General features: G+C 73.8%; 14 protein-coding genes. 5 read left to right on the top strand and 9 right to left on the bottom strand.

All coding sequences use genetic code 11. The features are described from left to right. Positions 1-26: 26 nt before the first annotated feature. Complete coding sequence (locus tag ACFWUQ_RS06650) at positions 27-1043, top strand: hydroxyacid dehydrogenase (RefSeq protein ID WP_384533763.1); 1017 nt, start codon at positions 27-29, stop codon at positions 1041-1043. A 108-nt stretch (positions 1044-1151) separates the two neighbouring features. Here the strand turns inward: ACFWUQ_RS06650 and ACFWUQ_RS06655 are convergent, their stop codons facing one another. Continuing rightward, the gene (locus ACFWUQ_RS06655) at positions 1152-3563 is read right to left on the bottom strand and encodes a polysaccharide lyase 8 family protein (protein ID WP_384533766.1); all 2412 of its coding nucleotides are present in this window, start codon (positions 3561-3563) and stop codon (positions 1152-1154) included. A gap of 239 nt (positions 3564-3802) precedes the next feature. Between ACFWUQ_RS06655 and ACFWUQ_RS06660 the strand changes: the two genes are divergently transcribed. Continuing rightward, positions 3803-5074 (top strand): Gfo/Idh/MocA family protein, encoded by a 1272-nt coding sequence (locus ACFWUQ_RS06660; RefSeq protein ID WP_384533769.1) that lies wholly within the window; start codon positions 3803-3805, stop codon positions 5072-5074. A gap of 11 nt (positions 5075-5085) precedes the next feature. On the opposite strand, the gene ACFWUQ_RS06665 is transcribed toward ACFWUQ_RS06660, so the two are convergent. Next, positions 5086-6375: an extracellular solute-binding protein gene (locus ACFWUQ_RS06665; protein ID WP_384533773.1), complete on the bottom strand. Its 1290-nt coding sequence runs from the start codon at positions 6373-6375 to the stop codon at positions 5086-5088. 311 nt (positions 6376-6686) lie between these two features. On the opposite strand from ACFWUQ_RS06665, the gene ACFWUQ_RS06670 reads away from it, so the two are divergent. Further along, positions 6687-7523 carry a class II glutamine amidotransferase gene (locus ACFWUQ_RS06670; RefSeq protein ID WP_384533776.1) on the top strand — a complete coding sequence of 279 codons (837 nt, stop codon included), beginning with the start codon at positions 6687-6689 and terminating at the stop codon, positions 7521-7523. A gap of 31 nt (positions 7524-7554) precedes the next feature. On the opposite strand, the gene ACFWUQ_RS06675 is transcribed toward ACFWUQ_RS06670, so the two are convergent. Next, entirely contained in the window at positions 7555-8154 is a 600-nt protein-coding gene (locus tag ACFWUQ_RS06675; RefSeq protein WP_384533779.1) for a GPP34 family phosphoprotein, read from the bottom strand. A 311-nt stretch (positions 8155-8465) separates the two neighbouring features. Between ACFWUQ_RS06675 and ACFWUQ_RS06680 the strand changes: the two genes are divergently transcribed. Further along, the gene (locus ACFWUQ_RS06680) at positions 8466-8966 is read left to right on the top strand and encodes a flavin reductase family protein (protein ID WP_384533781.1); all 501 of its coding nucleotides are present in this window, start codon (positions 8466-8468) and stop codon (positions 8964-8966) included. A 76-nt stretch (positions 8967-9042) separates the two neighbouring features. Here ACFWUQ_RS06680 and ACFWUQ_RS06685 read toward each other — a convergent pair whose 3' ends face one another. Both ACFWUQ_RS06685 and ACFWUQ_RS06690 read right to left on the bottom strand, forming a co-directional pair. Then, complete coding sequence (locus ACFWUQ_RS06685) at positions 9043-9549, bottom strand: hemerythrin domain-containing protein (protein WP_384533784.1); 507 nt, start codon at positions 9547-9549, stop codon at positions 9043-9045. A 153-nt stretch (positions 9550-9702) separates the two neighbouring features. After that, positions 9703-10491: a CAP domain-containing protein gene (locus tag ACFWUQ_RS06690; RefSeq protein WP_384533787.1), complete on the bottom strand. Its 789-nt coding sequence runs from the start codon at positions 10489-10491 to the stop codon at positions 9703-9705. A 552-nt stretch (positions 10492-11043) separates the two neighbouring features. Between ACFWUQ_RS06690 and ACFWUQ_RS06695 the strand changes: the two genes are divergently transcribed. Continuing rightward, the gene (locus tag ACFWUQ_RS06695; protein ID WP_384533791.1) at positions 11044-11544 is read left to right on the top strand and encodes a hypothetical protein; all 501 of its coding nucleotides are present in this window, start codon (positions 11044-11046) and stop codon (positions 11542-11544) included. Between the two features lie 116 nt (positions 11545-11660). Here the strand turns inward: ACFWUQ_RS06695 and ACFWUQ_RS06700 are convergent, their stop codons facing one another. The 4 genes from ACFWUQ_RS06700 to ACFWUQ_RS06715 form a co-directional block, all read right to left on the bottom strand. Further along, complete coding sequence (locus ACFWUQ_RS06700; protein WP_384533793.1) at positions 11661-12119, bottom strand: hypothetical protein; 459 nt, start codon at positions 12117-12119, stop codon at positions 11661-11663. Between the two features lie 176 nt (positions 12120-12295). Beyond that, complete coding sequence (locus ACFWUQ_RS06705) at positions 12296-12493, bottom strand: hypothetical protein (protein WP_384533796.1); 198 nt, start codon at positions 12491-12493, stop codon at positions 12296-12298. 143 nt (positions 12494-12636) lie between these two features. Next, positions 12637-15291, bottom strand: coding sequence for a LuxR C-terminal-related transcriptional regulator (locus ACFWUQ_RS06710; RefSeq protein WP_384533798.1), 2655 nt, complete (start codon positions 15289-15291; stop codon positions 12637-12639). A gap of 309 nt (positions 15292-15600) precedes the next feature. Next, complete coding sequence (locus tag ACFWUQ_RS06715; RefSeq protein WP_384533800.1) at positions 15601-16035, bottom strand: subtilase-type protease inhibitor; 435 nt, start codon at positions 16033-16035, stop codon at positions 15601-15603. Between the last annotated feature and the right edge of the window lie 432 nt (positions 16036-16467).

The raw sequence follows: 16467 nt of genomic DNA on the forward strand, positions 1-16467 counted from the left end.
CTCATCCCGCCGCAAGGAGCACCCAGATGCCTGGTCGCCGCCCGCGCACCCTGCTCGCGATGGATCCCGAACTGCTGCCCCGCCTGTTGGACGGGCCCGCCTCCCAACGCCTGCTGCGGGTGGCCGACGTGGATCCCGCGCTCGTCGCCGGCGACTTCGACGGGCCGGCGGTGGCGGCCGCCCTGGCGCACGCGGAGGTGCTGCTCACCTTCTGGGGCGCCCCGGTGATCGATGCCCGGGCCCTCGCTGCCGCCCCGCGCCTCAGAGCCGTCGTGCACGCCGCCGGATCCGTCAAGCACTTCGTCACGGGGGCCTGCTGGGAGCGCGGCATCCTCGTCTCCTCCGCGGCCCGCGCCAACGCGCTCCCCGTGGCCGAGTACACCGTCGCCATGGTGCTGCTGTCGAACAAGCGGGTGCTCCAGCTGCGCGAGGAGTACCGCACCGTCCGCGGGAGACCGCACGACTGGCACCTGCGGTACGACGACGCCGGCAACTACCGCCGCACCGTGGGGATCGTGGGGGCGTCACGCATCGGACGCCGGGTGGTCGAGCTGCTGCGCCCGTACGATCTCGACCTCGTCCTGTACGACCCGTACGTGACGGACAGCGCGGCCGGGGAGCGCGGCGCCCGCCGGGTCGGGCTGGACGAGCTCTGCCGGGTCTCGGACGTCGTCAGCCTGCACGCGCCGGAACTGCCCGAGACGCGCGCGATGATCGACCGCGGACGGCTCGCGCTCATGCGCGACGGCGCCACCCTGATCAACACGGCGCGCGGTTCGCTGGTCGACGGCCCCGCCCTCACCGACGAACTGGTCTCCGGCCGGCTGCACGCGGTCCTCGACGTCACCGAGCCGGAGGTACTCCCGGCCGACTCCCCGCTCTACGACCTGCCGAACGTGCTGCTCACCCCGCACGTCGCGGGGTCGCTCGGCAACGAACTGCACCGGATGGCCGATTCCGCGATCGAGGAGGTCGGGCGCTACGCCGCGGGCCTGCCGTTCGCCCATCCCGTGCGCCGCGAGGACCTGGCCCGTAACGCCTGACCGGTCCGCTCGGCACCACCACCGCCATCGCGCCGCTGCCTCGCCCCACCGCATCGCGACACCCGCGAAATGCAGACGCCGGCCGGCGTGGGCCGGCGTCGCGGCCCGTCAGTTGAGCGCGACCCTGATCCGCTGGGTGGCGCCGGCCAGCCCGGTGAGGTCGCCGAAGGCCAGTACGAGGGCGGATCCGGTCCTAGCCGAGGTGACCGTGGCCGGCTTGGACAGCACGGAGGCCACCGGGCGGTGCCAGGTGACCGTGAGGCCCGTGCGCATGCGCATCGGGTCGGAGACGCACAGGGTGGCCGTGCCGTCGCCGTGCTCCCGGACCAGGACGCAGGCCGGTTGGTCGGCGGTGAGCCCGCCGACCGTGCCGGCGAACCAGAAGTTCACCGCCGTCACGCCCAGCGAACCGACCTCCACCCCCTGCTGCTGGTTGTCGTTGGCCAGGACGGTGAGCCAGCCGGTGTCGGCGGCCCGGGCGGCGGCGCGGGCCGCGGTGGCCCCGGGCATCAGGATGTGGGCGCAGTGGGCCGCGACGGGGTCGGTGCCGTGGTCGAACCAGAGGGTCAGGTAGCGGCGGGTGATCGGGTCGGTCGTCCCGCCGGTGTTGATGTCGCGCCAGGAGCCGGTCCGTTCCTGGCGCAGGGCCTTGACGGTGGCGCCGCCGGGGAACACGTAGCCGCCGTGGCCCGCGATGTGCGCCCACCGGGTGCCCGTGAGCGTGGCCGACCAGCCCGGGGCGGTGGGCTGGGCCGCGCCGTTCACGGTGAGGGCCTGGGTGCCGGCGGCGCCCAGGTTGCGGTTCTCGATCACGGTCTCGACCGCGGCGCCGTCGGTGGAGCGGACGGAGCCCGCCAGGCAGACGATCGCGTCGGCCAGGCAGAACCACGACTTCTTCGCGTACAGCGTGCTGGACAGACCCCGGACGTACTGCCCCACGGCGGCGTACTCCCCGTCCGTGGCGCCGCCGACCCAGTTGGCGTCCGGTCTCGGCAGGCCCCAGGCGCCGCCCTCCGCGTCCGCGAGGGGGGTACGGGAGACGGTGGTGCCGGGCAGCCGGTACGGGTCCACGGTGGGCCAGAAGCCGTCGGTGTACTGGCCGTTGCCGTGGGTGTCCCCCCACCACTGGAGCATGCCGGCCCCCGCGTGCCAGCCGCGCAGGTTCTCCCCGTTGCCGGTCTCGTAGAGGCCCATGCGCTTGGAGGCCATGCTGATCGAGGCGGCCCAGCCGGGGCGCCGGTGGACGGCCCGGTCCATGCTCGGGAAGAGGCGGTGCCCGGTCGGCTCGGCGATCGCGACGACGGAGCCGTCGTCGCGTACGGCCTTGAGCCGGGCCAGGGCAGCGACGCTCAGGTCGGTGTCGGAGAGCACCGGGCTGTAGTAGTCCCGCTGGATCCAGCCCTTGACGAGGCCGCGCCAGTACTGGTTCTCGGCGGCGCTCGCGGCGGTACCGAGCAGGGCCAGCGAGGCGAGGGCGCCGTGGCCCCGCCCGTGGTCGCCGCCCTGCAAGCCGTAGGCGTTGCTCCGCGGGTTGCCCCGGCTGGTCGAACGGCCCGAGACGGCGTCCATCATCAGGCCGTTGTAGAGGAACGGGGCGAAGGACTTCGCGACGGAGTCGAAGACGGTCTGCCGGCCGGGGTCGGTGACGGCCCACGGCGAACCGTCGAGCAGGGAGAGCAGGCCGGCCAGCCCCCCGAGCAGCACCAGCCCGTACGAGCCGGTGTAGGACAGGTAGGTGTGCTGGACGAAGGACCCGTCCGCGTAGAAGCCGTCTCCGGTGGTGACGACCGGGAAGACCGGGGACAGGGCGTCGCGGGCGAGGGCGACCTTGGCGGGGTCCTTGCCGAGGATCCCGCGCAGGGCGATCGAACGGCACAGGTCCACCCGGTTGGCACCGGTGCTGGTGCCGGTGTAGCTGCCGACGCAGGAGTCGGGGACGAAGCGGTCGACGGCGGCCAGGTAGGCGGCGAGGCGGGCGGCGGGGAGCTGGTCGTGGAGGAGCGTGCTGATGTCCAGGAGGGCTTGCGGGGCGCCGATCTGGAAGTCCCACCAGTTCCCGAACGGGCTTCGGGAGGGGTTGTAGGCCCGGGCGTGGAGGTGGTCGAGTCCGGTTCTGACGGCGGCGGCCAGGGCCGGGTCCCCGGTCAGGCCCGTGCCGGGCTGGGCGTAGGCCTGTGTCATGGTGCCCAGCCGGGTGTAGCCGGCGGTGATCGAGGAGGAGGCCGACAGGGGCAGGTCCGGCCAGAGCCATCCGGGGGCGGCGTCCATGGTCGCGCGGAACGCGGCCGCCTGGGTGCCCAGCAGGGCCAGCTTCTCCGCGAAGGGCGCCGCCGCCGGGTCGAACCCGCCGCCCAGCAGGGCTGCGCGCCACGTGGCGCGCAGGGCGTCGTAGGCGTCACCCGCGCCGCGAGCGGCGCCCGCGGCGTGGGCGGCGCCGGCCTGCGGGAGGGCGGCCAGCAGCAGGAGGGCGGTGGTGCCGGTGAGGTGGAGGAAGGAGCGGCGGGACCACGGAACGGGCACGGGGCCTCCAGTTCTGGGCACGGGGCGCGATACACCCGTTGACGGTTTAGCACGTGACCGAAATGACGCTCAAGAGGCGCGTACGGGTCGATACGCTCAAACGATCGGCCCGGGTGGCGGCGCGGCGCCCGACCGGGTCGGGCCGCAGGCGGGCCGTCTTGTCGGCGCTCCCCCGGATCGCTACCGTCTCCGCAGGAAGCGCCTGCCGCGTAGGACCGCCGGTACGGGAAGCGGGTCGGATGCCCTCGGTCGTCACTCTTGCTGTCGTCGGTGCCGGAGACCGGGGCACCGTTCACGCGCGCTGGGCACTCGGCCGTCCGCGGCGGGCCAGGGTGGTCGCGGTCGCCGAGCCGAGAACGGTCCGGCGGGACCGGCTGGCGGCCGAGCACGCCCTGGGGGCGGGGGCGGCCGTGGACGACTGGCGGGTCCTGGCGGCGCGCGGCCGGATCGCGGACGCCGTGCTGATCTGCACCTTGGACCGAGACCACCTGGAGCCGGTCCTGGCCTTCGCCGCGCTCGGCTACCACATCATGCTCGAAAAACCGATGGCGCTGACCGAGGACGAGTGCCGGCGCATCGTGGCCGCGGTGGAGGCGGCGGGTGTGATCCTCTCCGTCGGCCACGTCCTGCGCTACACGCCGTACACGCGGGCGCTGAAACAGGTCCTCGACTCCGGGCAAATCGGGGACGTCGTCAGCGTCCAGCACCTGGAGCCCGTCGGGTTCTGGCACCAGGCCCACTCGTTCGTACGCGGCAATTGGCGCCGCGAGGACGAGGCGACCTCCATGCTCATGGCGAAGTCCTGCCACGACCTGGACTGGCTGCAGTACGTTCTCGGACGGCCTCCGGTGCGCGTCTCCAGCTTCGGCCGGCTCTCGCACTTCCGGGCCGAGAACCGGCCCCCCGGCGCCGCCGACCGCTGTCTGGACTGCGCGGTGGAGAGCACGTGCCCCTACTCCGCCACGCGTGACTACGGCGACCGGCTGGCCGGGGGCAGGCACGGCTGGCCGCTGAGCGTCGTGGTCGACGAGTTCACTCCTCGGGCTCTGGAGACCGCCCTGCGCGAAGGCCCGTACGGGCGCTGCGTGTACGCCTGCGACAACGACGTGGTGGACCACCAGGTGGTGGCCATGGAGTTCGCATCCGGCGCCACGGCCACCTTCACCATGACCGCCTTCACCGAGCAGGCCGACCGCCAGACCCGTGTCTTCGGCACGCGCGGCGAACTGCGGGGCGACGGCCGGCGGCTGCTGCTCTACGACTTCCTGACCCGGGGCGCGGAGCTCGTCGAGGTCGGCACCGACAGCTCCATGGACGCCGCGGGCGGCCACGGCGGCGGGGACGCCGGCCTGATGGACGCCTTCGTTCGCGCCGTCGCGGCTGGAGACCCCGGTCTGGTGGCATCGGGCCCCCGCGAGTCGCTGAGCAGCCACCTGACGGTGCTGGCCGCCGAGCGCGCCCGTCACCACCGCACCGTCGAACACATCGGGGCACCGGCCTCGGGGACCTGAACAACGCCTCCCTAGTCCTCCTTCCTGCCGGCTTCGGCGGCCTGGGCGGCGATGTCCTCCAGGACGGTTTTCGGGTCGCTTCCGGGCTCGACGGCGCGGCCGATGTTGCGCTTGACCGTGTCGCTCACGGCCATCCAGGAGGGGTCGTTGACGGGGTAGAGGCGCGCCGTGCGCAGGGCGACCAGGAAGTTCTGGTCGGTGGTGCCGAGGCCGCCGCCGGTGGGGGTGCGGGCGGCGGAGACGGTGGAGGGGAGCAGGTGGTAGCGGCCGGCGAAGTCGGTGAGGTTCGCGTCCTGGTAGAGGAAGTTGAGGAACTGGCCGATCTCGGTGCGTTTGCCGTTCTGCTTGAAGGCCATCATCCAGTCGGCGACGCCGACGGTGGGCGGGCTGTCGCCGGTGCCGAGGAAGTCGGAGACGGGCATTTCGACGGTGCCGACGTCGATGCCCTCGGCTGCTGCCTCGTGGGCGAGTGAGGGGTAGCCGTTGAGCATGCCGACCTCGCCGCGCAGGAAGGCGGCGAAGGCGTCGGCGCGGTTGAACTGCCCGGGCGGGGTGGGCCCGACCAGGCCCGGAGAGACCAGGTTGTCCTTGACCCACTGCCAGGTCTGGATGTTCTGGTCGGAGGCCAGACTGTAGTCGCCGCTGCTGTCGGCGTAGCCGCCGCCGTTGCTGATCTCCCAGATCATGGCCTCGGCGTGCGCCTCCTCCGGACCCAGCGGCATGGCGTACGGGAACCGCACGCCCTCGTCCTTGAGCCTCTTGGCCGCGGCCCTGAGCTGGGACCAGGTCTTCGGCGGGCCGGCGACGCCCGCCCTGGCGAACAGGGCCTTGTTGTAGAAGAGGAGCCGGCTGCTCGCCACGAAGGGCAGGCCGTAGAGGCGACTGTCGACGGTTCCCGCCTCGGCCAGCGGCTGCAGGAAGTTGGCCTCGGCATTGACGGGGAGGAGTTCCTCGGCCGGATAGAGCTTCCCCTCTGCGGCGAAGTCCGAGTACGAACCCATGAGGGCCATGTCCGGGGCCTTGCCGGCCTTGACGCGGCGGGAGACCTCGCGGTCGATATCGGCCCAGGGCAGGAGTTCCACCTCGACCCGGACGTCGGGGTGGGCGGTGGTGAACTCGTCCGTCACCTTGTCCCAGAAGGCCTTGGAGCTGTTCGCCGGGGTGTTGCCGTACTCGGCGGCGACCAGGCGGAGCGTGCCGCTGTCACCGGCGCTGTCGTCGGAACCCCCGCAACCGGACAGGGGTATCAGCAGGCCGAGCACGACCGCGGAGGCGGTCGTGCCGAAAATCCTTCGTCGCACGGGTGTATTCCCCTGTTTCCGCTTGGAAGTTGCCGCTCATCGGGCCTCGGGCGCGGGGAAGCTCCCGGCCCGTCGGCCGGAATTCTCCCCCGAGGTCGGAGGGATTGATTCCACTACGGCCGCAGGTGTGGCCGATGATCCAGGCCGCGGCGCCCCGGCTGGTGTGTTCCGACATGCGGATCCGTCCTCCGACGCGCGTAGACGGTCGCGGCCGGGGCCGTGGGGCGCCGCGGCCCGCGTGGCGATCATCGGCCGCGGCCACCAGACTGGGACGTCCGGAGAAGCGGAACGATGGACTCAGGTGAGCGTTCATGTGCCGATGGCTCGCGTACTCGGGGACGCCCCTGCTGCTCGACACCATCCTGTACAAACCGGTCCACTCCCTGATCGACCAGAGTCTGCACTCCAGGCTCGGCGTGGTGACGACGAACGGCGACGGCTTCGGCGTCGGGTGGTACGCCCCCGAGAACACCGATACGCCCGCGCTGCTCCGCGACGTCGGCCCGGCCTGGAGCAACCGAAACCTGCGGGAGATCGCGGACCACGTGACCTCGCCGCTGTTCTTCGCCCACATCCGGGCGTCGTCGGGCACGACGGTGCAGCAGTCGAACTGCCACCCCTTCCGCCACGGCCGGTGGATGTTCATGCACAACGGCGCGATCGCCGGCTTCCACCTGATGCGCCGGGACCTCACCCTGCTTGTCGACCCGGCCCTGTACGCCGACATCGGGGGGACGACGGACTCCGAGACGATGTTCTACCTGGCCCTCACCTTCGGCCTGGAACAGGACCCGCCGGCGGCGGTCGCCCGGATGGCGGGGACCGTGGAGCGCGTCGGACGCGAGCACGGGGTGCGGTACCCGCTCCAGATGACCCTGGCCGTGACCGACGGCGCGAGGGTGTGGGCCTTCCGATACTCCAGCCAGGGCGATTCCGGGTCGCTGTTCTACAGCAGCCGGGTGGAGACCCTGCGCAGGCTGCACCCCGACGTCGCGTTCCTGCGGGACGTGTCCGACCAGACGCGCCTGATCGTGTCCGAGCCCCTCGGCGATCTGCCGGGCGCCTGGCACGAGGTGCCCGAGAGCAGCTACGGCATCGTCGAGCCCGGTGGCGACGACATGCGCTCCTTCACCCCGGAGCCCGTCTGACGCGGGGGACGCGACGGCGCTCCCCCGCGACTCACACGCCGCCCCGCCAGATGTTGTCGAAGGCGGCCTCGTCGATGGCCCGGCGCTGCCGTACCGAGCCGAGTTCCAGGACGGCGTCGTTCGTGGCGGCCAGGACGGCCGCCACCGCGTCGTCGGCCACGTCCGGGGCGTCCCCGGTCCGCTCGCCGGGGATCCCGGCGGCCTCCGCGAGGGCCGCGAGTACGGGGTCCCCGGAGTTCCAGCGGTCCACGGCCCGGCGGCGGTCGGGCGTATCGGCCGGCGCCGGCGAGCCGACCCGGAAGCGGCGGCGTTCCCGCACGAGCTGCCCCTCCGTCTCCAGCGTGGCCCCGTAGACGGCGGCCAGGCCGCGGCCGCGGCGCCACAGCCAGTCGGCGAGCGACTCGTGGGGGGCCCCGCGGACGAGCTCCGCGAACGCCGCGGCCAGCAGCGGGTCGGCCGGCGCCGGCCGGTCGGCCGGCACGATGCGGTCGCCCTCCAGCCGGACGGCCTCGGCGCCGAGGAGGTCGGCCATCTCGGCGCCCGCGAGGGCGAGTGACAGGTCGCCCTCTTCCACGGGGCGCTCGGCCCCCCGGTCCATGGCGACGATCAACAAGTCCCGCGAAGTGGTCATGGAGGGCCTGCCGTCCGATCCGTCGGTGGTGAGGAGACCTCTGAGCGCGTCGGGCGCTCCCGCGCGAGCTTACGGAGCCGGGGCGGCGGCCGCACGCGGATGGCCGAGGCACGGCCCGCCTGCCCCGCCGGGCCCGTGGACGCGTGCCACCACCGTGATCTTCCGTGCCGGACGGGCGTATTGGCGGTGCGACGGGACGGGGCGCCGCGGGTCCGGGGGTGTGAGCCGCTCAACCCGACGGGGTAGGAGGCCGATGAGGGAGGGACGCCGCACGGTCCCGAGGGACCCCGACAGAACCCGTGAGGAGCCGCATGCCGGACCCTGAGCACGTAGTCACCCCCTTCTCCGACGCCGGGGACGGGCCGGTGTACGTCGTCACGGCCGCGGCGGGCGGGCAGGCGGCCGGCTGCCTGGTCGGGTTCGCCTCCCCGTGCTCGATCGAGCCGCCGCGCTTCGTCGTCTGGCTGTCGACGGTGAACCGGACCTACCGGGTCGCGTGCGAGGCCCGCTACCTGACCGTGCACATGCTGCGCCGGGACCAGAGGGCGCTCGCCGAGCTGTTCGGCGGCCGCACCGGCGACGACGTGGACAAGTTCGCCGGGCTCGACTGGCGGCCCGGCCTGGGGGGCGCGCCGGTGCTCGCCGAGGCCGGCTCCTGGTTCACCGGCCGCGTCGAGGGCGTCGTGGCGGGCGGCGACCATGTGGGGTTCCTGCTCTCGCCCGCCGAGCAGTCGCCGCCCGGCGGCGGCGCGGCAACCCCGGCGCTGCGGTACTCGGACGTCCGCGACCTGGAGGCCGGCCACCCGGCGTGAGGGCGTACGGCGGCAGCGGGGTGCGCGCCGAGCCGGCGACCGGGCGGCCGCCCCGGGCCCGGTCACCGGGGGGCCGTCACCGGCCCACGACGGCCCGTACGTTCTCGACGGCTCCGCAGTCGGCCGCCAGATGCCGTTCGCGTTCCTCCAGGAACGCGGCTCCGAGCTCGGCCCTGCGCTCGTCGGAGACGTTCTCCCGGGCGCCGTTGAGGATCGTCCGCTCCTCCTCGTCCAGGTGGTGGGACACCGCCTTGACCAGGTCCTCCAGCCGGGAGTCCCATACGTCGGAGCCCACCTCGTCGACTTCGAGCAGCGCCAGCAGGGCCTCGTTGGCCTCCGCGTGCTCCTCCGCCCCGTGCTCGACCTCTTCGTCGTCCACGTCCTTGTAGCGCTTCAGCGCGCCGTAGACCTTCGTCTCCTCCGCCTCACCGTGCGCGATGAGGAGGGCGGAGAACTTCGCTAGCGCGCCCGCGCGGTCCGCCTCCACGCTCCGCATCCGGCGGAACAACTCCTCCATGCTGCGGTGGTCCTTGAGGATCAACGCCACTACGTCCAGATCCTGGTGCTGCCGGTCGGCGGCCATCCGTGTGCCTCCTCGCTCGGGGTCCAATCCGTCCCCCGACGCGTGCTCGGCGAGGCACGGTTGAAACCCCCCGGCCGCCCTGCGACCCACCTGGGGGGGCGGCCGCTCCGGGCCGCCCCCCACGTCGTACGCCGCCTGCCGGCCGTCCATGCGTCAGCGCGTGGCGCCGAAGTTCTGCGTCCAGTAGTGGCCCGGCTGCGCGAGGCCGATGCCGATCTCCTTGTACGAGCAGTCGAGGATGTTCCGCTTGTGGCCCGGGCTGTTCATCCAGCCCTCCATGACCTTCGCGGGAGTGCTGTAGCCGTAGGCGACGTTCTCGCCGTACGTCCTCCACTCGTACCCGGCCCGCGTGATGCGCGCGCCCGCGTCGGAGCCGTCGGAGCCGGTGTGGGACATGGTGCCGTGGGCGGCCATGTCGGCGCTGTGGTCCTGGGCGGCCTTCGTCAGCTTCGCGTTGACGGTGAGGGCCGAGCAGCCGACGGCGGCGCGCTCCTTGTTGACGAGCGCGAGGACCTCGGCCTGGGCGCCGGTGGGCGCCGGGGTGCCTTCGGGTGCCTGGGGCGCGGTCGTCCCGACCGGGGGCCGGGCGGGCCGCTGCGGCTTCTGGGGCGTCTGCGGCTTCTGCGGCGCGGGGCGCGCGGTCTCCTCGACGGGCGCCGCGGGCGGCCGGACCACCGGCTGCGCGGCGGGCTCCACCGGCGGCGGGGTCACTTCGGGGGCTCCGGCCTGGACCGGCGACTCGACGGGCTGCTGGGAGCCCGGGTCTCCGAGGGGGGCGTCCTGCCGGTCGCGGATGTCCTGGCGGGCCGCGGTGGGCCGTCCGGAGCCGCTGTCCTGAGGGCCCAGGCACGCCATGGCGGCGGTGGGCACGCCCACGATCGCCAGGGCTCCGACAGCGATGGCTATCTTCCTCTGGTGCGTCTTCTTACGGTGCTTCTTCATGCGTGACCTCACTCGGTGATCGCGAAGCTCCCGGCGCCGGACCGCGGGGGGCGCCGGAGGAGCCGCCATTCTGAGAAGGCCGGCGCCGGCCTGGCAAGCGGCGTCTCCCGGACGGCCCAGGAGTTACGAGGCCGGGCTTGAATCGGCGGAGGGATCGTGCATGCGACGACCGCGATGACACCGGCGTACGCCTGACACCTCACCAGAACCGACCCTCACCGGCCGGGTTGGTGGGGGCAGAAGAAGAGGGCCTGGTTCCGTTTCTGGCGGAGTGAGGCATATCAACGCCAAACAGGCACAAAGCGGGAAATGTCGAGGGCCCCAGGTCGCGCGCAGGGCCGAGTCGGCCGCGGTCCGCACCGTGACGGATGTCACGGTTTCCGGCGCAACCGGACGGCCTCGTCCGCTCCCCCACCGCTCCGGTTACCCGCGCGGGACCGCCCGGGGAGGGCCTCGGCACCTCACCCGGATGCCCGGCCCAGTGGGCGCGGGGGCCGCCGGGGCTTTGAACTGGGAGTCCGGACGGGCTCGACATCTGGAGGCGTGGTGGCGGTGAAGGCATGGAAGCGTGGTGCGGCGGGTGCGGTGCTGGCGGTGGCGGTTCTCGGCGCCGCGGGCTGTTCGAACGGTGGCGGCGACCCGTCCGCCGCCGTGTCGAGCGCGGCGGCCGCGGTGGAGTCGGCCGGGGACGCGGTGGCCTCGGCCGCCGCCGAGGCCGGGAAGGCCGCCGAGTCCGCCGCGGCCGTGGCGAAGGACAAGCTCGCGGGGGTCAAGGACGGGGTCGACGCCAAGGACCAGGTGTCCCTGGGGTCTCCGGCGACCGGCTCCGACGGTTACACCACGGTCCCCGTCACGGTGCGCAACACCGACAACGGGACCAAGTCGTTCGCGGTGCAGGTCGACTTCAAGGACGAGAGCGGCAACCGGCTCGACACGGTGGTGGTGACCATCTCGGACGTGGCGGGCCAGGGCACGGGGCAGGGCGAGGCCCGCAGTACGCACAAGCTGTCCGGCGCGGTGTCGGCCGAGACCGGCACGGCTCTGCGCTACTGATCCGGCGCGGAACTACTGATCCGGCGGGGAGCTACTGATCCGGCGGGGACGGCCCGGAGCGCTCCGGTGGGCGTGGTCGCCTGCCGGAGCGCTCCGGGCCGAGGGGCCGCGAGCGGCTACTCGACGTGGTGCACCCAGCTCTTGCACAGTGCCCAGATGATGAACACGTCGATCGCGATGATGATCATCGACCACCAGGGCTGGTAGGGCAGCCACAGGAAGTTGGCGATCAGGCTGATGCCGGCGAGGGCGATACCCGCGCCGCGGGCCGCGTTCGAGCCCTTGAGCAGGCCCACGCCGGTGAGGATGGCGATGATGCCGATGACGAGATGGATCCAGCCCCATGCCGTCAGGTCGAATTCGAAGACGTAGCTGCCGATGCGCGCGTAGACGTCGTCCTTGGCGATGGCCGCGATGCCCTGGAACACCGCGAGCAACCCGGTCACGATCAGGAGGATCGCCGCGAACAGCGTTCCCGTGCTTCCCGGCGCGTCGTCGCTGCCGGGGAACAGCGGCGTGTTGCCCGGCGCGGGACCGGTGTTCCAGTCCCCTCCGGTCGGTGTCGGCTGGCCCATGGAATTCACCTCACAGTTGACGGTATGGACCCGGACCGTCCTGCTCCGGATCCGTCGGGGCCGAGCCGGAGGCATCGGCACCCACCTCGCAGTCTCGTCCGCCGGGCGGGTCCGCGTGATCACCCGAAGCGGGTGGTCTTCTTCCCCCGGCCCGGGCGGGCGACGGCGGCCGGGTATCAGGCGGGGAGACGGCGCATTTCGAGCACGCGCATGCCCAGCGACTGGAAGCGCGTGAGCAGCCCGTACAGGTGGGCCTCGTCCAGGACGGTGCCCAGGAGGAGGGTCTGCTCCGGTACGGGCATCCGGTCGAGCTCGGGGAAGCTCGCGGCCAGGGTGTCCGGCACGATGCCCGAGACCCGGAATTCGTAGCGCATGGGGGCACCCACTTCTCTCGGAGCCGAGGCGTCGGACGGGGGCGAGGGCTCGGCACGCGGGCCCGGCCTCCCTGCCATCGTCGGCCCCGCCCGGCGGTGGGGCATCGCCCGCTACGGGCGAGAACGACGCGCGCGGCAACCGGTCACAGGATCCCGAGGTCCTGGGCACGGTGGACGGCCTCGCTGCGCCGGGCGACCGAGAGCTTGCGGTAGATGCTCTTCAAGTGTGTCTTGACCGTGTTGGCCGACACGTACAGCTCGGCGGCGATCTCCTCGGTCGACAGCATGTGCGCGGCCTTGCGCAGGACCTCGGTCTCCCGCTCGCTCAGGGGTTCCACCACGGGCGGTCGCCCGTCGGCCGCCGACCCGGGCGCGCGCACCGGGCCACGGGGAGACGACCGGCTCCGGGGCCGGGCCGGCCGGGGGTCGTCGCGCAGGCTCCGGCGCACCCAGGGGCCGCTCTCGACGAAGACGCGGCGCAGGTCCTCGGACCGGGCGTACCGCAGTGCTTCGTCCAGCCACCGCCGCGCCTCCTGCGGGTCGTGGACCGAGGCGGCGGCCTCCGCCCGGAGCAGGCACGCCCGGACCCGTACCGGCACGGGGACCTCGGCGTTGGTTCCGACCCCGGCCCCGCCTCGGCCCCCGCCACCGCCCCCGGCGTCGCCCGGCAGGCCCGCCAGCGCCTGCGTCGCCCGGTCGGTGTGCCCCGCCGCCAGCAGGGCCCCGGCGCGTGCCACCGCGTGCTCGGGCCGTTCGGACGCCACGGCGTCGAGGACGGCCAGGGCGCGGGCGGTGTCGCCGAGTGCCAGGTGCACCGCGGACTCGGCGACGGCCAGCTCGTCGGCCAGCCAGGCGGTCGGCCCGGCCGGGGGCACGTCCGGTCCCACCGCGTGCAGGGTCGCGAGCCCGGCCCGTGCTTCCCCTGCCGCCACCGCGAGCCGCGCACCGAGGACGGCGGCCACCACGGCGACCACCGGTTCCGGACGGGGTCCCGCCGCGTCGGCGGCCACATCGAGGTGGCTGCGGGCGGCGGCGAGGTCGTCGCGCGCGATCTCGACACCCGCGAGGACCAGGTGGTCGACGCCGGCCCGGTGCTGCGGCGGGAGCGCCGCCCCGTCGGCCGCGGTGCACGCCTCCCCCGCGTGCCGGGCCGCCCGGCGCAGCCGGCCGGCCAGCAGTTCCGCGAGAGCGAGCGAACCGAGCGCGTCGCACCGGGGGTGCTCCGTACCCGGCGCCCCGCACGCTTCGACGGCGGCCGCGAGGACGGTCTCGGCCCGGGCGAGGCGCCCGGCACCGAGCTCGGCCGCGCCCAGGTTCGCCAGGACCAGGGCCCGGAGTTCGGGGCGCGCGGTGAGCAACGGCGGGGGCGTCCCTCGGAGCAGCCGGTCGGTCTCGGCCGCCGCGCGCTCCGCGGCCGGCGCGTCGCCGGCCAGGCGCCCCGCGAGGACGGCCAGGAAGGCGCGGTTGAGCTTCACCGCCGGATCCGGGGCGGCGCCCGGGCCCGGGGCGGCCCGGGCGAGCTCGGCCTCGTACCCGGGGAGGTCCCGGTCTGCGAGCCGGCAGGCCGCGGCGACCAGGGCCGGGGCCGCGCCGGGCGTTCCGGGCGGCATGTCGGCGAACGCCCGGCGCAGCCGGTCCGCCTCGATGCCGGTGAAGAGCCGGCCGATCGCCAGGCGGTCGACCAGCAGCGACGCCGCGAACGGCCAGTCACCGGCAGCGGCCGCTTGGGCCACGGCCTCGGTGAGCCGCCCGGTCCCGGCGAGCCAGCGTGCCGCCCGCGCGCGCAGCCGGGGCTCCAGGCCGGGGCGGCGCTGCCGCAGGTGCGCGCGCAGGACCTCGGCGAACAGGGGGTGCAGCCGGTACCAGGCGGAGGCGTCGATCTCCTCGACGAAGGCGTTGTCGCGGGCGAGGCCGGCCAGGGTGGGGGCCCCGTCGTCCCGGCCGGTCAGGGCGTCCGCGAGGTCGGGGTGGACGCGGTCGGTGACGGAGGTCCGCAGCAGCAGGTCCCGTGTGAGGGGCGGCTGTGCGTCCAGCACCTCCTTGAGCAGGTAGTCGGCGATCGTCGTGCGGTCCGCGGCGAACTGCCGGACGAAGGCCTCCGGGTCGGCGCTGCGCTGCATCGCCAGGGCGCACAGGCGCACCCCCGCCGCCCAGCCCTCGGTCCGCTCCACCAGCAGCCGGACGCCCTCCGCGGAGAGCGTGAGCCGGTGCTCGCCCAGCAGTGCCTCGGCGTGCTCGCGGGTGAACCTGAGGTCGGCGTGGCGGATCTCGGTGATCTCGCCGGCCGCGCGGTAGCGGTGCAGCGGCAGCAGCGAGTCGGTGCGGCTGGTGAGCACGGTGCGCAGGCCCTCGCCGGCGTGCCGGAGCACGAACTCCAGTCCCTCGGTGATCGCGGGCGCCCGGGCCGTGTCGAACTGGTCGAGCACGAGCACCGTGGGCCGCGCGGTCCCGGCCAGCCCCTCCGCCAGCCGCACCAGGAGCGACCGGCTCACTCCTTCCGCGCGGGTGGGCCTGCCCACGTCGTCCGGCAGCGCCACCCCGCCCCGGTGGAGGCTCTCCAGGAGGTACGCCCAGAAGGCGCCGGGAGCATCCCCGGGTTCGACGGTGAGCCATACGGCCGAGCGCGGTGCGAGCCCCTGGGCGATCCACTGCGCGGCGAGCACCGTCTTGCCCGAGCCGGCCGGTCCGCTGACCAGGGTGAGCGGTCCCCGCGCTCCGCCGGTCAGGCGCTCCAGAAGGTCCGGACGGTGGACGAGGAGCTTGGGGACGGGGGGTACGGCGAATCTGGCGGTGAGCATGGGGTCGCCGGTCGGCGCCGGGTTCTCCGACCGCGGCGCGTCGGGGGCGCCGGGTGCGCCGGGTCCGCCGGGTCCGGGGGCCCGTACGCTCCCCGGAGTCCGTACGGCGCGGGCGGTCCGTACGGCCCTCAAGGGTTGCTTCTGCATGCGGCCACCGGGATCGACGGGTGCGGTGCGGACTGCGGCCGGGCCGCACCCCCCACTCAAACCGCGATCGGCGATGATCACCACTCGTGTCACCCGGACCGGGTGGGGCGCGTGCTCAGAACAGAGCCGTGGGCAGGCGCCCCCACCATCGTGACCGGGCGGTCAGAACGCGAACACCGCGTTCCCGTTCAGCGTCGCGGACATGGCGCAGGAGTTGGAGAAGGTGTGCTTCCAGGCGATGCGTTCGCCCTGCCACACGCCGTCCGCCGTGACGGTGACGGGGTCGTAGTGCATCGGGCACGCCCGGTCCGGGTCGGGGGCGGCCAGCAGCTGGTCGAACGCGCCGTCGGTGGCGTTCAGGGCCCCGCAGGCGGCCTCGGGGTCGGGGTGGGTCCCCTGGGCGGTCGGGGCGCAGCTGAGGGTGGACGCCCGTACGACGGTGCCCGCGGCCTCGTCGCCGCCCTGGGCGACGGTGAAGACCATGGCGGACGGGGCGTACAGGCTTGCGGGCTCGGCCTCCGCGATGCCGGCGGCACCGGCCAGGCACAGGAGGGCAGCGGCGGAGACCGTGGTGAAGCGACGCACAGCGAAACTCACTTTCGATTCTAAGGTTGAACGCGATACTTCCTTGCGATATCGCGAACTGACATGCACCACACTGACCGATGCGAAGGCGCCTCGCATATCGATGACCGATTTACGGACAGAGCGTTCGCATAACGACGACCGAATGGTCGTTCGGGCAGTTCACGCGGGGTGCGTCCGCCCTCGCGGAGGCGGCGGGCCCGGCGCCGGCCCCGCACGGTACTGCTCCGACCTGCGCCCCGAGCCACCGCGCGCCGCCCGCCCTTCATCGAACAGCCATGCAGCTTGACCGGAACACAGCGGTCCCGACGCGCGCCGGCGCCTAAACGGGGGTGTTTCGTATCGGGCCGGTATCGGTCAGCGCTCGGTCGCACTCCGCGCGGGGCCGTGCGGTGCGGCGCGGGAATACGCCGTAGGCCGAGGGGGCCGGGACCGCCGTACGGC

It is taken from the genome of Streptomyces sp. NPDC058662, assembly GCF_042716255.1.
Lineage (GTDB): Bacteria > Actinomycetota > Actinomycetes > Streptomycetales > Streptomycetaceae > Streptomyces.

Bases quoted from the DNA above. Each gene is read 5' to 3' on its own strand.
- ACFWUQ_RS06705 (WP_384533796.1), bottom strand. From the start codon at position 12,493: ATGCGCTACGAATTCCGGGTCTCGGGCATCGTGCCGGACACCCTGGCC.
- ACFWUQ_RS06650 (WP_384533763.1), top strand. From the start codon at position 27: ATGCCTGGTCGCCGCCCGCGCACCCTGCTCGCGATGGATCCCGAACTG.
- ACFWUQ_RS06670 (WP_384533776.1), top strand. From the start codon at position 6,687: ATGTGCCGATGGCTCGCGTACTCGGGGACGCCCCTGCTGCTCGACACC.
- ACFWUQ_RS06700 (WP_384533793.1), bottom strand. From the start codon at position 12,119: ATGGGCCAGCCGACACCGACCGGAGGGGACTGGAACACCGGTCCCGCG.
- ACFWUQ_RS06690 (WP_384533787.1), bottom strand. From the start codon at position 10,491: ATGAAGAAGCACCGTAAGAAGACGCACCAGAGGAAGATAGCCATCGCT.
- ACFWUQ_RS06675 (WP_384533779.1), bottom strand. From the start codon at position 8,154: ATGACCACTTCGCGGGACTTGTTGATCGTCGCCATGGACCGGGGGGCC.
- ACFWUQ_RS06710 (WP_384533798.1), bottom strand. From the start codon at position 15,291: ATGCTCACCGCCAGATTCGCCGTACCCCCCGTCCCCAAGCTCCTCGTC.
- ACFWUQ_RS06680 (WP_384533781.1), top strand. From the start codon at position 8,466: ATGCCGGACCCTGAGCACGTAGTCACCCCCTTCTCCGACGCCGGGGAC.
- ACFWUQ_RS06685 (WP_384533784.1), bottom strand. From the start codon at position 9,549: ATGGCCGCCGACCGGCAGCACCAGGATCTGGACGTAGTGGCGTTGATC.
- ACFWUQ_RS06660 (WP_384533769.1), top strand. From the start codon at position 3,803: ATGCCCTCGGTCGTCACTCTTGCTGTCGTCGGTGCCGGAGACCGGGGC.